The organism is Aphanizomenon sp. CS-733/32 (genome assembly GCF_028330045.1).
GTDB lineage: Bacteria > Cyanobacteriota > Cyanobacteriia > Cyanobacteriales > Nostocaceae > Dolichospermum > Dolichospermum gracile.
Genome location: NZ_JAQMSE010000166.1, coordinates 12,701 through 28,880, shown reverse-complemented (window position 1 = coordinate 28,880; position 16,180 = coordinate 12,701). Strand labels below are relative to the sequence as shown.

Sequence of the window (16,180 nt, the reverse complement as noted above, 5' to 3'; positions counted from 1 at the left end):
GTTTAGTAACGAACCGTTATCAACCGCTCTCTATTAATGGATTAGGGGTATGGCTAGAAGAAGCTGAATTAGGTTTAGGATTATGGGAGGGAGAATATCAAGGACTAACTAGACAGTGGTTACGTTGGTATGATCAAGATAATAATTGGTTGCCTACTCCAGAAGAACGAGAAAAACAACGGGCAGAACAGGAAAAGCAACGGGCAGAACAGGAAAAACAACGGGCAGATTCTGCTGAATTAGAAGTGGCTAAATTACGACAATTGTTATTGGAACAAGGTATCAGCTTACCTAATGAGCAATAAATTTGACAAACTATCCAGTCTGAAGTTTATCCTTTAATCCTGGACATCCTGTTTATGGGATTTTTCCCAAATACAAGACCTGATAGACTGGTTAGCAGTTCATTAAACTGCTAACAAAAGAAGTGATTAGGGGAGGTTAAAGCGATCGCTTCCCTGGGTATGGCAACTGAATATATAATCTGATCATGCCCAGATCCTCACTATTTTGTCAAAAAAATAACCTCTAGTCTAGAGGAGATTCAAAAAATGCTTAATCTCAAAGAGACTGATATTACTCAAACCCGGTTTTATCAAGAGGTGTTAGAAATTGGTGAGAAAAAAGGTTTACAACAAGGAGAAGCAAATATAACTATTCGTTTGCTAAAACGCCGTTGTGGTAATTTAACTGCTATTCAAGAGCAAAAAGTGCGTTTGCGTAGCACTCCGTAGGAATCGCTCTCCATTTCTCAATTAGAATCATTAGGAGAGGCATTATTGGATTTTCAAAATATGGCAGATTTGGAAAATTGGTTACAAGATAATCGCCGTTGATCTTGAAAGCGATCGCTAATTTATAAAATCTCAAATTGGTCCTTGGCGATCGCCATTTAAAGAATATATTTTAAAAATGCAAGCAATAAGATATATAAAACTATACCAACAGGTCAGGCGATCGCTGCCCTTGGAGCAGGCATCGCTACTAAACATATAATGTGTTTATGAAAACAGATAAACTTTTTTACCGACTATTTTTATCTCAACCAGGGAAAATAGAGGATTACAGATTTTAAACGCGAGTGTATTTATATAGTAATCTTTACTGAAGATAATTAAAAATATACTTTTTTTAGAGATGCGATCGCAAAGCGTTGATGCAAGAAGTTCCCTAAGAAAATTGAATTTCTTGATGTTTAATTAATCTTAGGAACGTGGATTTATTAACTTACAATTCTTGATAACGACCGTCCAACCTAATGTTAAATTACATCCATCAAGATTTGCACTTTATTTAATCCTCCTTCCTTAGTGTGAGGAATGAAGTTCGCTCGCTGTAGGCATCGCAAAATTGATTATTAGAAACTCATCAGCAAAAAGTATTGAATAATATGGCAACAATTAACACTGCTTTGACATTAAAAGACTTACCTCCACCACCTGAAGGCAAAACAGGTTGGCCTTGGACTGAATCAAGTCCCCAACTACCTGATAAAATGCCTGATGGATCAGAATGGCCAAAAATTAGTATTGTTACCCCTAATTATAACTATGGGCAATTTATAGAAGAAACTATTCGTTCTGTATTACTTCAAGGTTATCCTAATTTAGAATACATTGTCATTGATGGTAACAGTATAGATGATTCAGTGGAGATTATTAAAAAGTATGAACCTTGGTTGACTTATTGGGTGAGTGAGAAAGATAAAGGACAGGCAAATGCGATTAATAAAGGATTGTATAAATGCACAGGAGAAATATTTAACTGGATTAACTCCGATGATATTTTATCTCCAAACAGTTTAAAATTAGTGTCAGAAGGCATCAAGGATGCTGATGCTTTTGCTGGTGCTGTCCTTAATTTTAATGAAGCCAATCAGGTTATTATCCAAAATCAAAATTTATCGGCTGATAATATGGTGCTGGCTTCAGAAAATATAAGTTTTCATCAACCAGGCTTATGGTTAAGAACGTCATTAGTTGAGCAAGTTGGCTGGCTACAAGAACAATATAATTATTGTTTTGATTGGGATTTATCAATTAAATATCTGTCTTTATTTCCAAATATACATTATACTTCATCTGTTTTAGCTCATTTTAGACTTCATGACGAATCTAAAACAGTAAATGAAAACAGTCGTTTTGACCTCGAAAGAGACAAAGTATTAAATAACTTAATCCAAGAATCTAAATATATTAAACTGCATCATTCTATAATTTTTAGGAACCGCCAGAAAGCCTGGAATAAATATATTACTATAAAACTAAATACACCTAACAAAAAAATACATACATTAATTAATATATTGTTTCGATCATGCCTTGATCCCAAAATTTGCTGGAATAGATTCACTTTGGGTGCAGTTAAGAAAGTTTTATTGTCATAATTAACGGCGAAAATCATAATGAATATTAGTTTAATTATTGTTAATTATCAACAGGGTAAATTTTTAATTCCTTTACTTAAATACTTATGGAACTCTGCAAAAGATTGGTTTCCATATCAAGTTGAGATTTTAGTGATTGATAATCTTTCTTCTGAATCAAAAAATCTTAAACAAAGATTATGGGAAGAAGAACAGAAAATAGATATAAACATAAAAACTACTTATCTATTCTTAGACAAAAATTATGGACCTAGCTATTCAAGAAACAAAGGAGTTGAACAAGCAAATGGAGAATATATTCAATTTATAGATGCAGATGATTGGATAGATTCTATAAAAATAATTACTCAGTATAATTTTGCCATTAAAAATGGTTATCCTAGTTTTCTCACTTCAAAGTGGGCAAAAGTGACAAGGGAATCAACATGGGATAGTAAAAAAGATGTTTCTATTCATCAACCTTATTTTACAAATTTTATGCCAATTTCTCTCATTAGAAATGATGGATTTATACCACTAATGTCTGGATTAATTAAAAGAGAATCTTTTCTCAAAGCTGGGGGATTTAGAGAAGATATGTGGGTAATTGAGGATGTAAGGCTTTTAATTGATTTATATCAAGTAGAACCTAACTTTGCTATTTTCCCCAGTAATAAACCTCTCTTTTTTTATAGAGTGGGTCAGACTCAAAGCTTATCAAGTTCTCGGAAATTAGATTTTTGTAATGCTTGTTATTCCAATGCTGTTTATGTAGAAGAATTAATTAGTCTCGATAGATTAGGTGAATTGGAACTGCAAGTTTTGCTAGAAGTTTACGGACAATTAGCCCGATTTTTCTTTGAACATGATCGCCCTAAATTCTCTGAAGTTCTCGCTAGAATTCACAATATTGATCCGAAATATATTCCTTCTAGTCCGAAAACATTGCAACGGTTATCAAAATGGTTAGGTTATGAACGAGCCGAAGCGATCGCCTTAAAATATCGTCAGATAAAGCACTTTACTCTCAGACAAACCGGACTGTAAAGAGTATTTTTTCGGTTCTTCCGTACCTGTTATGCCAAATATGAGTTTATTTACCCCATAACCCATATAAATAAAGGGTTTCATTGTTTTTGATGCCAAATTTATGTCAAATTCACCGATGAATTAACGTAAAATCCTTACCATATAAGGATTTTAGGGTTTGACAAAATGATTTAGCATAGTAAGTACCGAAGAGCCATTTTTTCTAAAACTAATAAAGTTAAATTATGAATTCCAATTTGCCTACAGAAACTTTACTCGAATGTGTTTGCGGATCGACTAAAATCAAATGGAAAAAACAATACAAAACAAAATGGGGACCTGTAGATATTGCCAGATGTCATAAGTGTGGACTGGTGCGCGATCTTATAAAACATGACTCAAATTCCTTTTATACAGATTCTGTAAATATCTATAAACCCCTAAATGACTCTGAATTTCAGAGTCAAGTTAGTGGGATGATGAGATATGTTAGTTTCTTGGAAAAGCATATTAACCTTAAGGGTAAAGCCCTAGATGTAGGATGCAATGCTGGATATCTAGTTCATGCATTGTCAGAAGCCGGCTGGAAAAGTTCAGGAGTTGAGTTGGTTCCATCTGTTGCCAAATCTGCTGTGTCTCGCGGTTTAAAAGTCTTTAACTGTAAAGTTGACGAACTTCCACCTGAAGAATCTCTATTCGATTTAATCACAACAACACACGTACTTGAACATATTTCTAATCCATCTGAATTTTTAAGGAGTATTTTTAATCATTTAAATCCAAATGGATATTTATTTATTGCTGTCCCAAATTTTAGTAAAATAGCTACATTAGTTTACCGTGAACGCTGGAATAATTTCTTACCAGGTCAGCATATTTGGTATTTTGAACGTCAAACTCTATGCAATCTTTGTAAAACCACTGGTTTTGAATTACTTCAAGATGAAGTGTCCATTAATATGCAAGTTGAAAGTCAAAAAATGTTTGGTTCACTTATCAAAAAATTTCTAATTCTTGGGATGCAACTTACTGGAGATGGAGAAGAATTGGTAGCACTATTTAAGAAGTCCTGAATTCTCCGAAGTTTTCGCTATACTTCACAATATCGATCCAAAATATATTCATTCTAGTGAGAAAGGATTGCAACAGTTATCGAAATGGTTAGGTTATGAACGAGCCGAAGCGATCGCACTGAAATATCGTCAAATAAAGCAATATACCTTGACATACACGCGAGATTAGTTAACTGAATAATTTTCTGTGAACCTAATCAGTATTTAAATTCAAATTCTTTGGGTGAAAATATGAGTTTTTACAAAATCCTAAAACCATTAGGCTTTCATTTCCATAACTTGATATCAAAATCAAAATTCTTTTCGAGAATCTATATAGATTTACTAGGAGATATTTGTCATCTATTACCAAATAATTCCATAAATAAGCGTATTCTAAATAGCATAAACTCAATTCAATGGACTAACTTTCAATTGAAACATAGAACCGTTCAATTGTGTAATAATATAACTTTTCAATTGATTCCTCACTTACATGAATTTGATTCAGAGGCCATAGTTACTAAATATGTTACTTATGAACAAGAAGTTTTTGCTTATTTAGAAAGCAACATATCAGAATATGATTCGGTTATAGAAATAGGTGGAAATGTAGGAATATTTTCTCTTTTCTTTTATGAAACTTTCTTAAAGTATCACAAAAATCCAAGTAAGATATTTGTTTTTGAACCTTCTCAATCAGCTTATTTGAGGTTACTAGAAAACTTACAAATTAATTCAGCTACTCGAATTCAAACTTATAACTGTGCGGTTGGGGATGAAGTTGGATTTTTAGATTTTTTTGAACCACAGGGACATTTAACCAACGGCTCTCTAAATAAAGAATTTGCTCAATTATTTTCTAGTGATATTAGTCATAATAAAGCCTTAGTAATTAATGGCAATTATTTATCTCGTTTAGTTAGTGAAGATGAGCGCATATTGGTAAAAATAGATGTGGAAGGCTCAGAGTTTGAAGTTTTGTCAGGAATGAAAGAATTTATTTTTCTCAAAAAACCAACACTAATAATTGAGGTATTAAGTACATATCAAGATAAATTAAATACGTTAACTTTTTTGCATGAAAATTATTATTTATATAATTTCACAAAAGATGGATTAATTCAACATGATGAATTTGAAGCGACTCAATTTAGAGATTATATTTTATTACCAAAACAAGAAAAGAATTAGATGAAACTGATCCATATTCATTGCTAAAGATTGCATTATGGGAATTATTAGAATATTACTTGCTGTTTCTGTACTTATTGCTCACTCCACTCCTCTATTTGGATTAGAACTAGTTTCTGGGGATATTGCAGTTGAACTATTTTTCATCATTTCTGGGTTTTACATGGCTCTCGTCCTTTCAGAGAAATATACGTTAGAAAAAGATAAACTCTTTTGGCTGAACTTTTATAAAAGTCGTTTTCTTAGACTTTATCCAGTTTTTGTCACACTCTCGGTCTGTGGCTGGATTTATTTTGGGCTTCTAGCACTCTATTTCGGCAAAGTTCCTGCTAATGGATTTTTGGAAATATATGAACGAATGCCTTGGTGGGGAGATGCCTTTGCCATCTTTTCTAATTTGACGATGATTGGTCAAGATATTCCAAGTTTATTCCATATTTCTCCAGATGGAACAATGCACTTGTTTTATAGTCGGATTGCTGGAACTACAGAAGATGGGGCAATTTGGGTTGGACAAGTAAGAAGCATTGGTCAAGCTTGGTCTATTGGAACGGAGATTTGGTTTTATTTATTAGCTCCTTTCTTTGTGGGTCGTTCCAATGTTATAATCGCGGCGATCGCCATAATTAGTCTAAGTCTTAAGATTTTTATGGAGTTTCATCTTCATTACCTCACATACTTTTTCTTTCCTGCACAATTAGTTTTCTTTTTGATAGGTGTTTTAGCTTATAAAATTGGCAAACTTTATTCATTCATTCATCTTAAGACATCAGGATTTATTGGATTAAGTTTATTTTCGCTATCAGTGATAGTCTATCAAATTGTTAACAGCCAATATTATCAAATTTATTTGTTCATTCTTTTGGGATTGTTCATATATCCAATTTTTTGTCTAACAGCCAATTCTCAAACTGATCGCTTTATTGGTGAGTTATCTTACCCAATTTACATGGTACATATGCTGATTATATCAGTAACAAATCCTGTGTTTCACAAGTTATTAGGTTTAAAAGTAGCACCAAGCTGGATATTCCTCACACTTAGTATTATTGCTTCAGTCTTAATTTATTTCTACATTGAAAAGCCTTTTAACCAGTACAGAAAGAGGTTTGCAACACAGGAGAAAGCAATAATAGAAAATAATAAATTTATTTGATATGAAAATTATCCACCTTCCCTTCTGCTTTGATCCAGATCCTATGGGTGGAACAGAAATCTATGTAGAAGCATTAGCAAGAGAACTAGCAAAACAAAATATTACTAATATCATAGCCGCCCCAGCCGCAAAAAACCAATCCTACATCTACAACCAAATCCAAATTAGACGCTTTGCTATCTCCTCACAAGTCAAACATTTAAAAGAAATCTATGGAGAAGGAGATCAACTTGGTGCTATAGAATTTGGTAAAATTCTCGACGAAGAAAACCCCGATTTAATTCATCTCCATGCTTTCACTCGTGGTGTTTCCTTACGCATAGTTAGACTGGCTAAATCAAGGGGAATTCCCGTAATATTCACCTATCACACTCCCACCGTTAGCTGTCAAAGAGGAACATTATTACAGTGGGGAAGTCAAGTATGTAATGGAGAAATAGATTTAAATAAATGTACAGCTTGCACCCTACAAGCATTAGGAATTAATCAAAATATCGCCCAAATTATTACCCATTCACCTTCTATAATTGGCGAAACACTATCTAAAGCTAATCTGAGTGGTGGGATTTGGACCGCATTACAAATGCGGGAATTAGTTAATTGTCGTTCTCAAGCTTTTCAATCCCTCATGGGAGAAGTTGACCATATTATAGCAGTATGTAATTGGGTCAAAGATATTCTCATTATTAATCAAGTCCCTGATGAAAAAATTACAGTCATTCGTCAAGGCTTATGTCAAGACATTCCAGAGAATTTTGTTCAATCTACTAATGATACAAATAATCAACCTTTACGGTTAGTATATTTCGGTCGTCTTGATCCAACTAAAGGAGTTGAAATTCTCATTCAAGCCTTGCTCTCCAAGCCCCAACTTCATGCTAACTTAGACATTTACGGAATTTCGCAATCTACCTCAACTAACTCTTATGAAAAGCAAATTCAAAATTTAGTTCAAAGTGATCCGAGAATTAATTTTCAACCTCCCGTATCTGCTGCACAAGTAGTCCAAACCATGAAAGAATATGACCTACTCGCTGTTCCTTCTCAATGGTTAGAAACTGGACCAATGGTAGTTTTAGAAGCTTTTGCGGCTGGTATTCCTGTTATGGGGTCAAACTTAGGAGGAATTGCTGAATTAGTCCAGGATAAGGTTAACGGTATACTTGTGGAAGCTGATTCTATTAACGCCTGGGCTAATGAATTAGAACAGCTTTGTGAACATAGGGATAATTTTAAACAGCTAAAATCTGGAATTAGTCCCCCGCAGATGATGAAGGTAGTAGCTGAGAAAATGAATGTCCTCTATAGAAATATCTTGTCTTGAAACAATCTACAAATACAACAAAAAAAATGAACTACAGCACTAAATATTATCAAACCTTACTGTCCATTCGTCCGGCTCAACTAGGTAATCTGGTTAAACAGATTTTACAAGTTAAAAGAAAACATATTAAAACTGATTCCGGCTACACATTTTACGCAGATCCAGTTTCCGTATTTGGTTTCACATTATTGTCTGAAGGTATTTATGAATCTCAGATGACAAAATTGCTAGAATCACTTCTACGACCTTCCGATATTTTCGTTGATATTGGCGGAAACGAAGGCTATTTTTCAGTAATTGCTTCATCTTTAGTTCACGATGGCAAAGTTTACTGTATCGAACCTCAGAGCAGATTACAGCCTATTATTTCCGAAAATATCAAGATTAATAATGCTAATAGCGTTAAAGTATGTCGTTTAGCAATCTCAAATCAAGCAGGGGAGGTTGAACTGTTTCTCAGACCTTCTACAAATACAGGAGCAAGTAGTCTATTTCGTCACTGGAAAATTGGTTCTATCAAGGAAACTGTACCTGCTATTACTTTAGATGAATTCTTTCAGCAAAATTCACTAAATCGCGTTCGTTTGTTAAAAATAGATTGTGAAGGTGCAGAATATTTAGTTTTTGGAGGTGCTAAAAGTGTAATTGAACAAAAGTTAATTGAATTTATTGCGTTAGAGTATCATCCAATGATATGTGGGATTGATAAATGCACTGAAATTCATAATCAACTGTGTAGCTCTGGGTATATTCTGACTAAAGTAAATGATCAATTTATATATCATTTGCAAGGAGGAGAAATGGAAATACAATCATTAGGTGAGTTAACTGTTAACTGTAACTGGGATAGTTAATAACCTTTCAAAAAAAAATATACTGTGCAACGGTTAAAACTTATGATGCAAAAAAAATCAAATCTATAATCAAAACAAAACTTATTTCTAGTGGATTATATGAAAAGTTTGAATTAATAATGATTAAATCAAAAAATCGCATCTTATATATCCAATACACAAACCCCGCAGGTTATCCCCCTTTAGAACATAGTTCTCGGATTTTAGCTCAAGCCGATTGGCAAGTGTTATTTTTAGGTACAGGAGCATCAGGAGCAGACGCTTTAAGGTTTCTACCTCATCCCCATATTACTGTCTATCAAATACCCTTTTGTCATCCTGGCTGGCGACAAAAGTTACATTACATGAGATATTGTCTTTGGGTATTGATATGGGTGTTACGTTGGCGACCTCAATGGGTATATGCTTCGGATTTATTAGTTTGTCCGATAGCTTTAATATTAACTTTTTTCCCCCAGATGAAAGTTATTTATCACGAACATGATTCACCGATAAATATCTCTAAGAGTTTTTTTGAAAACTTCGTATTACAAACAAGAAAATGGCTTGCACAACGTTCAAATATGTGTGTTTTGCCAAATTTACAGCGAACTAGATGGTTTGCCGAAAATATTGGCAAAGAAAACAATACAGTATGTGTTTGGAATTGTCCCCGTCAAGATGAAGTAATACAACAGCTTAATCGTAGTAACGAAAATTTGTTAACTCTTTATTATCATGGAAATATCAGTCCAAATTTATTGCCTTTAAGCATTATTAAAGCAGTGAAAATCGTTCTTGGAGAAAAAATAGAATGCAAAATCAAATTACGATTTGTAGGTTATGAAACTTTAGGTAACATTGGTTATTTTGCTCGAATTAAGGAGTTAGCAGCAAAATTTGGAATTCAAGAACAATATATAGAGTGTATATCTGGCGTACCAAGGAGTAAACTTTTAGCTTTAGCTAAAGATTGTGACATCGGACTAGCTCTCATGCCCATAAACAGCAGTAACTTTAATCTTAAATATTTGACAGGTGCTTCCAATAAACCGTTTGATTATCTAGCTTGTGGTTTACCCTTAGTAGTGTCTGATTTACCAGACTGGAAACAAATGTATGTTGAACCCGGTTATGGATTAGCCTGTAATCCTGAAGATGCTAATAGCATTGCTGATGTTATCCGCTGGTATTTGGAACATCCTTTAGAAATGAAGTCAATGGGGGAAAAAGGTAGACAAAGGATTTTAAATGAGTGGAACTATGAAACTCAGTTTGAAGTGGTTAAAAATCAAATGAATTAAGTTCTAATAGAAACTAGTTTTATTTCTTGATCAAAGTTCGGTTGAATTACTTTACTTAATGAGATTGAATATTATGGTGACATTAAATGAACAAATATGCCCATCTTGCGGGGGACAAAGCTCTGCAATTGGTATATCTTTTGATGAAGATGTGCTTCATTGTCAGGATTCTGATTTATGCTTTCTAAAAAAATCGGTACGCCCTAATTCTGCTAATGATAATGGCTGGTATTCGGAGTTAAGAGATTGTTCTCAAAATGCAGCCAATAATTTGGTTGCTGAAATGCAGGATTCCTATTTACGTCAACTCTCTACTTTAGAAAAAGTATCTCATGGGAGAAATATTTTAGATGTTGGTTGTGGAATTGGCATTTTTCTGGCAGTTGCTAAATCTAGGCATTGGAACGTCTTCGGTGTAGAATCAAGTGAACATGGAACTTATTTTGCTAATAAGCACTTTGACATTCAGTATCACTCATCTATAGATGAATTTCCTAGTAATACCTTTGATATCGTCAGAATATCCCATGTTCTTGAGCATATACCAGAACCTAGAGATTTTCTAGACCAATTACATCGAGTTCTAAAACCATCAGGAATTTTAGTTGTTATAGTTCCTAATCGTGAGCCATTATGTGCAATGCTTGTTAATAGATATCGTCAGTTATTTTCAAAGAAACCCAAACTTGCTGGAGCAATTTATCCAGATATGCATGTTCTTGGTTTTTCTACAAAATCTTTAAATAAATTAGTCAATTCCATAAAATTTAATACTGTAAGTTGCTTCACAGTATCAATGGGAAATAAGACTTATTACCCATTATTTTATGATGGACTTCTGAGCAAAACAAAAATAACAAACATTAAATTTAAAACTTTTTTCAAATATTATTTGCCAATGATAATTGATAACTTAGGTAATCCATTTTCCAAAGGACAATGGATAGTAGGTTATTTTGCAAAGAAAGAATAATTGAATAATTTGGAGTTAAACATGGAAATTAGAAATCAGTATAGAGAAAATCCGGTTTTTTCTATTTGTATTCCTCAATATAATCGCACATCATTTTTGATTGAAGCCTGTAAAGTTCTAGCACAGCAGACATTCAAGAATTTTGAAGTGTGTATTTCCGATGATCAATCTAATGATGGTCGTGAGCAGGAATTAATTGCATACTTACAAAATTCAGGCTTATCTTTCATTTACAAAAGACAGGAAAAAAATCTGAGATATGATGGCAATATCCGTAGTAGTATTGCTTTAGCCCAAGGTAGATACTGCTTTCTACATGGTAATGATGATTGTCTAGCTTCATCTACTACTCTGGAAGAAATATATCAAGAAATACAAAAGTATGATTCACCGGGAGTCATTATTACTAACTATGAAGACTGGAAAACTGGAGAAAAGAATCAACGTCTTCGTCAATCACAATTGTTTGATTCTGGAGTAGAAACCGCCGCCACTCACTTTAGAAATGTTGCTTTTGTGACGGGTGTAATTATTGATAGAGTCAAAGCACAGGACTGTTATACAGATAAGTGGGATGGTTCAGAGATGTACCAAATGTATGTAGTTTCTAAAATTATAGCCAGTGGTTCTTCTCTCTTAGAACTGAAAATGTCAGCAGTGAAAAAGGATATTTATATCCCCGGTGAAAGTGTTGATAGTTATGCTAAAATACCCGTATTGAATCCTTGCCCAATAGTCGAGAGAAAATTACCAATGGTGTTAATTGGCCAAGTGGTAGCAGATGCAATTTCTCCCTATTTAAATAAATCTAACCGCGATAGAATCATAGAATCAATTTTTCTGCAATTATATCTATTTACCTACCCCTTTTGGATAATTGAATATCGTCGTGTTCAGTCCTGGAACTATTCCCTGGGTATCTGTCTTGGTATTCATCCTAAAAATACATTTCTGAAAATAGAACTGGGATGGTTGAGAATAATTAAACTTTACTGTCTATACATTATTGTTTGTGTAATTGGCTTGATTTTGCCAATTAAACTATTTGATCAATTACGAGGAATATTATTTTCATTGTCCAAATCTATGTTTTCGAGTAAACAAGTTGCTCCATTAAGCTCAAGCAATGCAGAAGTGTTGAATGTTAAGAAAAGATTCAAAAAAGTGCCATGATTTGATACAATCTAAGAAAATATATAACCGAAAGAATATCAAATTATGCACTTAAACAATTTTCCAGAAGTAATCAGAAAAATATTGAAACCATTGCCTAGAAAAGATTATCCAGTTCTAGACACACGTTCATTTGTCTCGGTGTGGTTAGAGTATGTTATGGATAAAAGTATAGTGAGCATGAGAGACTTATTTAAGAGATTAAATAATCAAGGAATAGACTTGAAAATATCAAACTTTTCCAAGGCAAGTAAACATAGAGATACTCAAGTATTTTTGGAGATCATAAATAAATTAAACAATCAATTAAGAAATAAAAAGGGAAAGGGAGAAAGCCAGGCATTATTTCCTATAGATTCAACAATTATTACATTAACAAGTAAATTACTATGGGGTCAAGGATATCACCAGGTAAAACTATTTTGTGGGTTAGATAGTCTCACCTCAGAAGTTGGTGGAATGGTGATTCATTTTGGACAAGGACATGATTATAAATATGGACAAGAAACGGTGGAAGCAATCCCCTCGAAAGGAGTAGGGATAATGGATAGAGGATTTGCATCCTCTGAAAGAATATCTGAATTAAAGGAACAAAAAAATAAAGCTTTTGTCTTAAGAATTAAAAATAATGTCACTTTAGAAATGCTAGAAAATGGTAATTGTAAAGTCGGTAAAGATGACAGAGAAGTAGAAATTAGAGTAGTAGCATTTTGTGATATAGAAACCAAGAGTGAATTTCGTTTAGCAACAAACTTATTAAATGAAGGAGAAGAGCAAGTTAGTAATCAAGAAATTATGGAAATTTATATACAAAGATGGCAAATTGAATTGCTATGGAAGTTCTTAAAAATGCACCTAAAGTTAGACAGACTTATGACAAAGAATGAGAATGGAATTAGAATTCAAATAATGTGCTGTTTAATCGCTTATTTGATATTGCAACTAATAGAAATACCTACAGAATTTGGCAAAACTTTATTAGATAAACTTCGATATCTTCAGGCGTATATGTGTCAAGAAATAAGTTATGTTCATTGGTTTAAAAAACTTATTTGGATAAAATGAAAAGGGTACTTTTAGGCTAGGTTTATCTTATTATGTAAAGTTTTGTTACGCCATTCAACATTTCTGATTTACATCAAGAAGGAACATATTCAACAGATCGAAATTTTTTAGAGAAATTTTTTAATTTGATTCAAGACTATCCACACCAACATAAATATATGTATGATTCTTTATCTTTAAAAAAAATTATATCTGATGCTGGGTTTATTGATATTTGTGATTCTTCTTATGCAGTGAGTTCATATATTCCAGAAATTCATGAAGTAGAGTTTACAAAAGAAGGTGTCCCTTCAGTATATATTGAAGCAATAAAACCGATTAACTAAATCTTATTTGTTTATTCCTAATATGGGCTTAATTTTAGTTGGTGGTTCTGGAGGAACTAATATCGGTGATGCTTTCCTAAAAGCAGCCCTGAAATTAAGTCTACATCCTGTTTTATACCATAATCTTCTGGCCTATCAAGCCCCTAAATGGCTAAAAACCATTAATTGGCATCTGCGAGGTAAATATCCATCAAATTTGAATACATTTAGCCAAGATGTAGTTAAACAATGTGTTAACATACAACCCCAATGGCTATTAACCACAGGAATAGCTGCTATTAACAATTTAGCCCTACAACAGATTGGTGAAGTGGGAATTAAAAGGTTAAATTTTCTCACCGATGATCCTTTTAACCCTGCTCACTATGCACCCTGGTTCTTGAAAGCCTTACCCCATTACGACATTGTTTTTTCTCCCCGCCGTGCCAATATAGAAGACTTACTCGACGCAGGTTGTTCCCAAGTAGAATATTTGCCCTTCGGTTACGATGATGACTTATTCTATCCCGAAGATATATCTAACCTCAACCCAGATGCAACCGTTCCTGATATGATCTTTGCTGGGGGAGCAGACCGCGATCGCCTTCCCTATATGAATGCTTTAATCCAATCGGGCATCAATTTAGCCCTATATGGTAGTTATTGGGAAAAATACCCAGAAACTAAGGCTCATACTCAAGGTCAAGCCGATGTTTCCACTCTCAGATTAGCCATTGGTCGTGCTAAAATTTCCCTATGTTTAGTCAGAAAAGCAAATCGTGATGGTAACTGTATGAGAACCTTTGAAGTCCCGGCCATTGGTTCATGTATGTTAACTGAAGATACTCAAGAACATCGGGAAATTTTTGGTCAAGAAGGTGAAGCGGTTGTTTACTTTAATACCATCCCAGAAATGCTAGAAAAAACCCATTGGCTGCTCAATCACGACGACGAACGCCAACGGTTAGCCAAAAATGCCCATTTACTAATTACTCAAGGACATCATACTTATAGCGATCGCCTAAAAACCATGCTGTCTATTTAAGACAGAGAAAATTTCACTCAATATTAACAAATAGGCCTCAAGTAATGTTCAAAGAACAAATAATCGAAAAAATAAAAAATAAAAAAGCTGTAATTGGAGTAATAGGCTTAGGCTATGTGGGCTTACCATTAAGCTTGCGTTTTGTAGAAATGGGGTTTAAGGTTTTAGGTTTTGATATTGATCTCCGTAAAGTCCAAAAACTTAATCGTGGAGAAACCTATATAAAACATATTTCACAGGAGACAGTATACACAGCATGGAAAACAGGTAGATTTACAGCAACAAACCAATTTGAGCAAGTAAATGAAACTGATGCTTTAATTATATGCTTGCCAACCCCTTTAGGTAAACATCAAGAACCTGATCTATCATTTATTCACTCTACCATACAATCATTACTTCCATATTTACGACAGGGACAAATAATTAGCTTAGAAAGTACCACATATCCAGGAACCACAGAAGAAGAAATCAAACCTAAAATAGAAAGTAAAGGATTTAAAATCGGAGAAGATATATTCTTGGTTTATTCTCCTGAAAGAGAAGACCCAGGAAACGAAAATTTTTCAACCAAAAATATACCTAAAATTGTAGGGGGTACAACTAAATCATGTCTTGAAGTTGGCATAATTTTGTACAGTATGATTGTGGAACAAATTGTACCTGTTAGTTCTACACAAACAGCCGAAATGGTCAAAATTTTGGAAAATATTTACCGAGCAGTTAATATTGGATTGATTAATGAATTAAAAATACTGGCAATTCAAATGGGAATAGATATTTGGGAAGTCATTGAAGCAGCTAAGACTAAACCATTTGGCTTTATGCCTTTTTATCCAGGACCTGGACTAGGAGGCCATTGTATTCCTATTGATCCATTTTATTTAACTTGGAAGGCTCGTGAGTACGACTTACATACTCGGTTTATTGAATTAGCTGGAGAAATTAATACGATGATGCCTTATTGGGTTGTAAGTCAAGTCATGGATGCTCTTAATAATCACGGAAAAGCATTAAAAAAAGCGAAGATTTTAGTATTAGGAATAAGTTATAAAAAAAATATTGATGATACTAGAGAATCTCCCTCAGTTGAACTAATTAAATTTCTGATAGAAAAAGGCGGGGATGTTTTTTATTCTGATCCATATGTGCCAATATTTCCTGAAATGAGAAAATATAAGTATAATTTACAATCAATTGATATCAATCCAGAGTCTTTATCTCAAATGGATTGTGTTATTATATCTAGCGATCATGATGTTTTTGATTATACTATGATCCAGAATAATAGTAAATTAATTATTGATACGAGAGGAAGATATAGGGAAAAGTTAAATAATGTAATCAAAGCATAAGTATGAA

16 protein-coding genes and 1 pseudogene are annotated in these 16,180 nt (G+C 33.5%); all 17 read left to right on the top strand.

What is annotated here, in order from left to right; genetic code table 11:
• Positions 1–305, top strand: a pseudogene (locus tag PN471_RS13305) (hypothetical protein); the annotation flags it as partial.
• Between the two features lie 246 nt (positions 306–551).
• Entirely contained in the window at positions 552–734 is a 183-nt protein-coding gene (locus tag PN471_RS13300; RefSeq protein ID WP_271777255.1) for a DUF4351 domain-containing protein, read from the top strand.
• A 12-nt stretch (positions 735–746) separates the two neighbouring features.
• Positions 747–836, top strand: coding sequence for a DUF4351 domain-containing protein (locus PN471_RS13295; RefSeq protein ID WP_271777256.1), 90 nt, complete (start codon positions 747–749; stop codon positions 834–836).
• 554 nt (positions 837–1,390) lie between these two features.
• Positions 1,391–2,386: a glycosyltransferase family 2 protein gene (locus PN471_RS13290; RefSeq protein WP_271777254.1), complete on the top strand. Its 996-nt coding sequence runs from the start codon at positions 1,391–1,393 to the stop codon at positions 2,384–2,386.
• 18 nt (positions 2,387–2,404) lie between these two features.
• Positions 2,405–3,412, top strand: a complete 1,008-nt coding sequence (locus PN471_RS13285) for a glycosyltransferase family 2 protein (RefSeq protein WP_271777253.1) — start codon at positions 2,405–2,407, stop codon at positions 3,410–3,412.
• 227 nt (positions 3,413–3,639) lie between these two features.
• On the top strand, positions 3,640–4,467 hold the full coding sequence (locus PN471_RS13280) for a class I SAM-dependent methyltransferase (protein ID WP_271777252.1): 828 nt from the start codon (positions 3,640–3,642) through the stop codon (positions 4,465–4,467).
• 414 nt (positions 4,468–4,881) lie between these two features.
• The gene (locus PN471_RS13275; protein WP_271777251.1) at positions 4,882–5,640 is read left to right on the top strand and encodes an FkbM family methyltransferase; all 759 of its coding nucleotides are present in this window, start codon (positions 4,882–4,884) and stop codon (positions 5,638–5,640) included.
• A 37-nt stretch (positions 5,641–5,677) separates the two neighbouring features.
• Positions 5,678–6,796 (top strand): acyltransferase family protein, encoded by a 1,119-nt coding sequence (locus tag PN471_RS13270; protein WP_271777250.1) that lies wholly within the window; start codon positions 5,678–5,680, stop codon positions 6,794–6,796.
• 1 nt (position 6,797) lies between these two features.
• Positions 6,798–8,120, top strand: coding sequence for a glycosyltransferase (locus tag PN471_RS13265; RefSeq protein WP_271777249.1), 1,323 nt, complete (start codon positions 6,798–6,800; stop codon positions 8,118–8,120).
• A gap of 26 nt (positions 8,121–8,146) precedes the next feature.
• Positions 8,147–8,974, top strand: coding sequence for an FkbM family methyltransferase (locus tag PN471_RS13260; RefSeq protein WP_271777248.1), 828 nt, complete (start codon positions 8,147–8,149; stop codon positions 8,972–8,974).
• 119 nt (positions 8,975–9,093) lie between these two features.
• The gene (locus PN471_RS13255) at positions 9,094–10,257 is read left to right on the top strand and encodes a glycosyltransferase family protein (protein ID WP_271777247.1); all 1,164 of its coding nucleotides are present in this window, start codon (positions 9,094–9,096) and stop codon (positions 10,255–10,257) included.
• Positions 10,258–10,330: 73 nt separating this feature from the next.
• Positions 10,331–11,230 carry a class I SAM-dependent methyltransferase gene (locus PN471_RS13250; RefSeq protein WP_271777246.1) on the top strand — a complete coding sequence of 300 codons (900 nt, stop codon included), beginning with the start codon at positions 10,331–10,333 and terminating at the stop codon, positions 11,228–11,230.
• Positions 11,231–11,251: 21 nt separating this feature from the next.
• Positions 11,252–12,403: a glycosyltransferase family 2 protein gene (locus PN471_RS13245; protein ID WP_271777245.1), complete on the top strand. Its 1,152-nt coding sequence runs from the start codon at positions 11,252–11,254 to the stop codon at positions 12,401–12,403.
• A 45-nt stretch (positions 12,404–12,448) separates the two neighbouring features.
• On the top strand, positions 12,449–13,468 hold the full coding sequence (locus tag PN471_RS13240; RefSeq protein ID WP_271777244.1) for an IS4 family transposase: 1,020 nt from the start codon (positions 12,449–12,451) through the stop codon (positions 13,466–13,468).
• A 158-nt stretch (positions 13,469–13,626) separates the two neighbouring features.
• On the top strand, positions 13,627–13,794 hold the full coding sequence (locus tag PN471_RS13235) for a hypothetical protein (protein ID WP_271777243.1): 168 nt from the start codon (positions 13,627–13,629) through the stop codon (positions 13,792–13,794).
• Positions 13,795–13,816: 22 nt separating this feature from the next.
• Complete coding sequence (locus PN471_RS13230) at positions 13,817–14,818, top strand: CgeB family protein (protein ID WP_271777242.1); 1,002 nt, start codon at positions 13,817–13,819, stop codon at positions 14,816–14,818.
• Between the two features lie 44 nt (positions 14,819–14,862).
• Positions 14,863–16,173, top strand: a complete 1,311-nt coding sequence (locus tag PN471_RS13225) for a nucleotide sugar dehydrogenase (RefSeq protein ID WP_271777241.1) — start codon at positions 14,863–14,865, stop codon at positions 16,171–16,173.
• Positions 16,174–16,180 lie beyond the last annotated feature (7 nt).

Excerpts from the sequence above, each read along its gene's own strand:
- PN471_RS13255 (WP_271777247.1), top strand. The coding sequence starts at position 9,094 with ATGATTAAATCAAAAAATCGCATCTTATATATCCAATACACAAACCCC.
- PN471_RS13245 (WP_271777245.1), top strand. The coding sequence starts at position 11,252 with ATGGAAATTAGAAATCAGTATAGAGAAAATCCGGTTTTTTCTATTTGT.
- PN471_RS13260 (WP_271777248.1), top strand. The coding sequence starts at position 8,147 with ATGAACTACAGCACTAAATATTATCAAACCTTACTGTCCATTCGTCCG.
- PN471_RS13240 (WP_271777244.1), top strand. The coding sequence starts at position 12,449 with ATGCACTTAAACAATTTTCCAGAAGTAATCAGAAAAATATTGAAACCA.
- PN471_RS13290 (WP_271777254.1), top strand. The coding sequence starts at position 1,391 with ATGGCAACAATTAACACTGCTTTGACATTAAAAGACTTACCTCCACCA.
- PN471_RS13225 (WP_271777241.1), top strand. The coding sequence starts at position 14,863 with ATGTTCAAAGAACAAATAATCGAAAAAATAAAAAATAAAAAAGCTGTA.
- PN471_RS13280 (WP_271777252.1), top strand. The coding sequence starts at position 3,640 with ATGAATTCCAATTTGCCTACAGAAACTTTACTCGAATGTGTTTGCGGA.
- PN471_RS13235 (WP_271777243.1), top strand. The coding sequence starts at position 13,627 with ATGTATGATTCTTTATCTTTAAAAAAAATTATATCTGATGCTGGGTTT.
- PN471_RS13230 (WP_271777242.1), top strand. The coding sequence starts at position 13,817 with ATGGGCTTAATTTTAGTTGGTGGTTCTGGAGGAACTAATATCGGTGAT.
- PN471_RS13265 (WP_271777249.1), top strand. The coding sequence starts at position 6,798 with ATGAAAATTATCCACCTTCCCTTCTGCTTTGATCCAGATCCTATGGGT.
- PN471_RS13250 (WP_271777246.1), top strand. The coding sequence starts at position 10,331 with ATGGTGACATTAAATGAACAAATATGCCCATCTTGCGGGGGACAAAGC.
- PN471_RS13270 (WP_271777250.1), top strand. The coding sequence starts at position 5,678 with ATGGGAATTATTAGAATATTACTTGCTGTTTCTGTACTTATTGCTCAC.
- PN471_RS13285 (WP_271777253.1), top strand. The coding sequence starts at position 2,405 with ATGAATATTAGTTTAATTATTGTTAATTATCAACAGGGTAAATTTTTA.
- PN471_RS13300 (WP_271777255.1), top strand. The coding sequence starts at position 552 with ATGCTTAATCTCAAAGAGACTGATATTACTCAAACCCGGTTTTATCAA.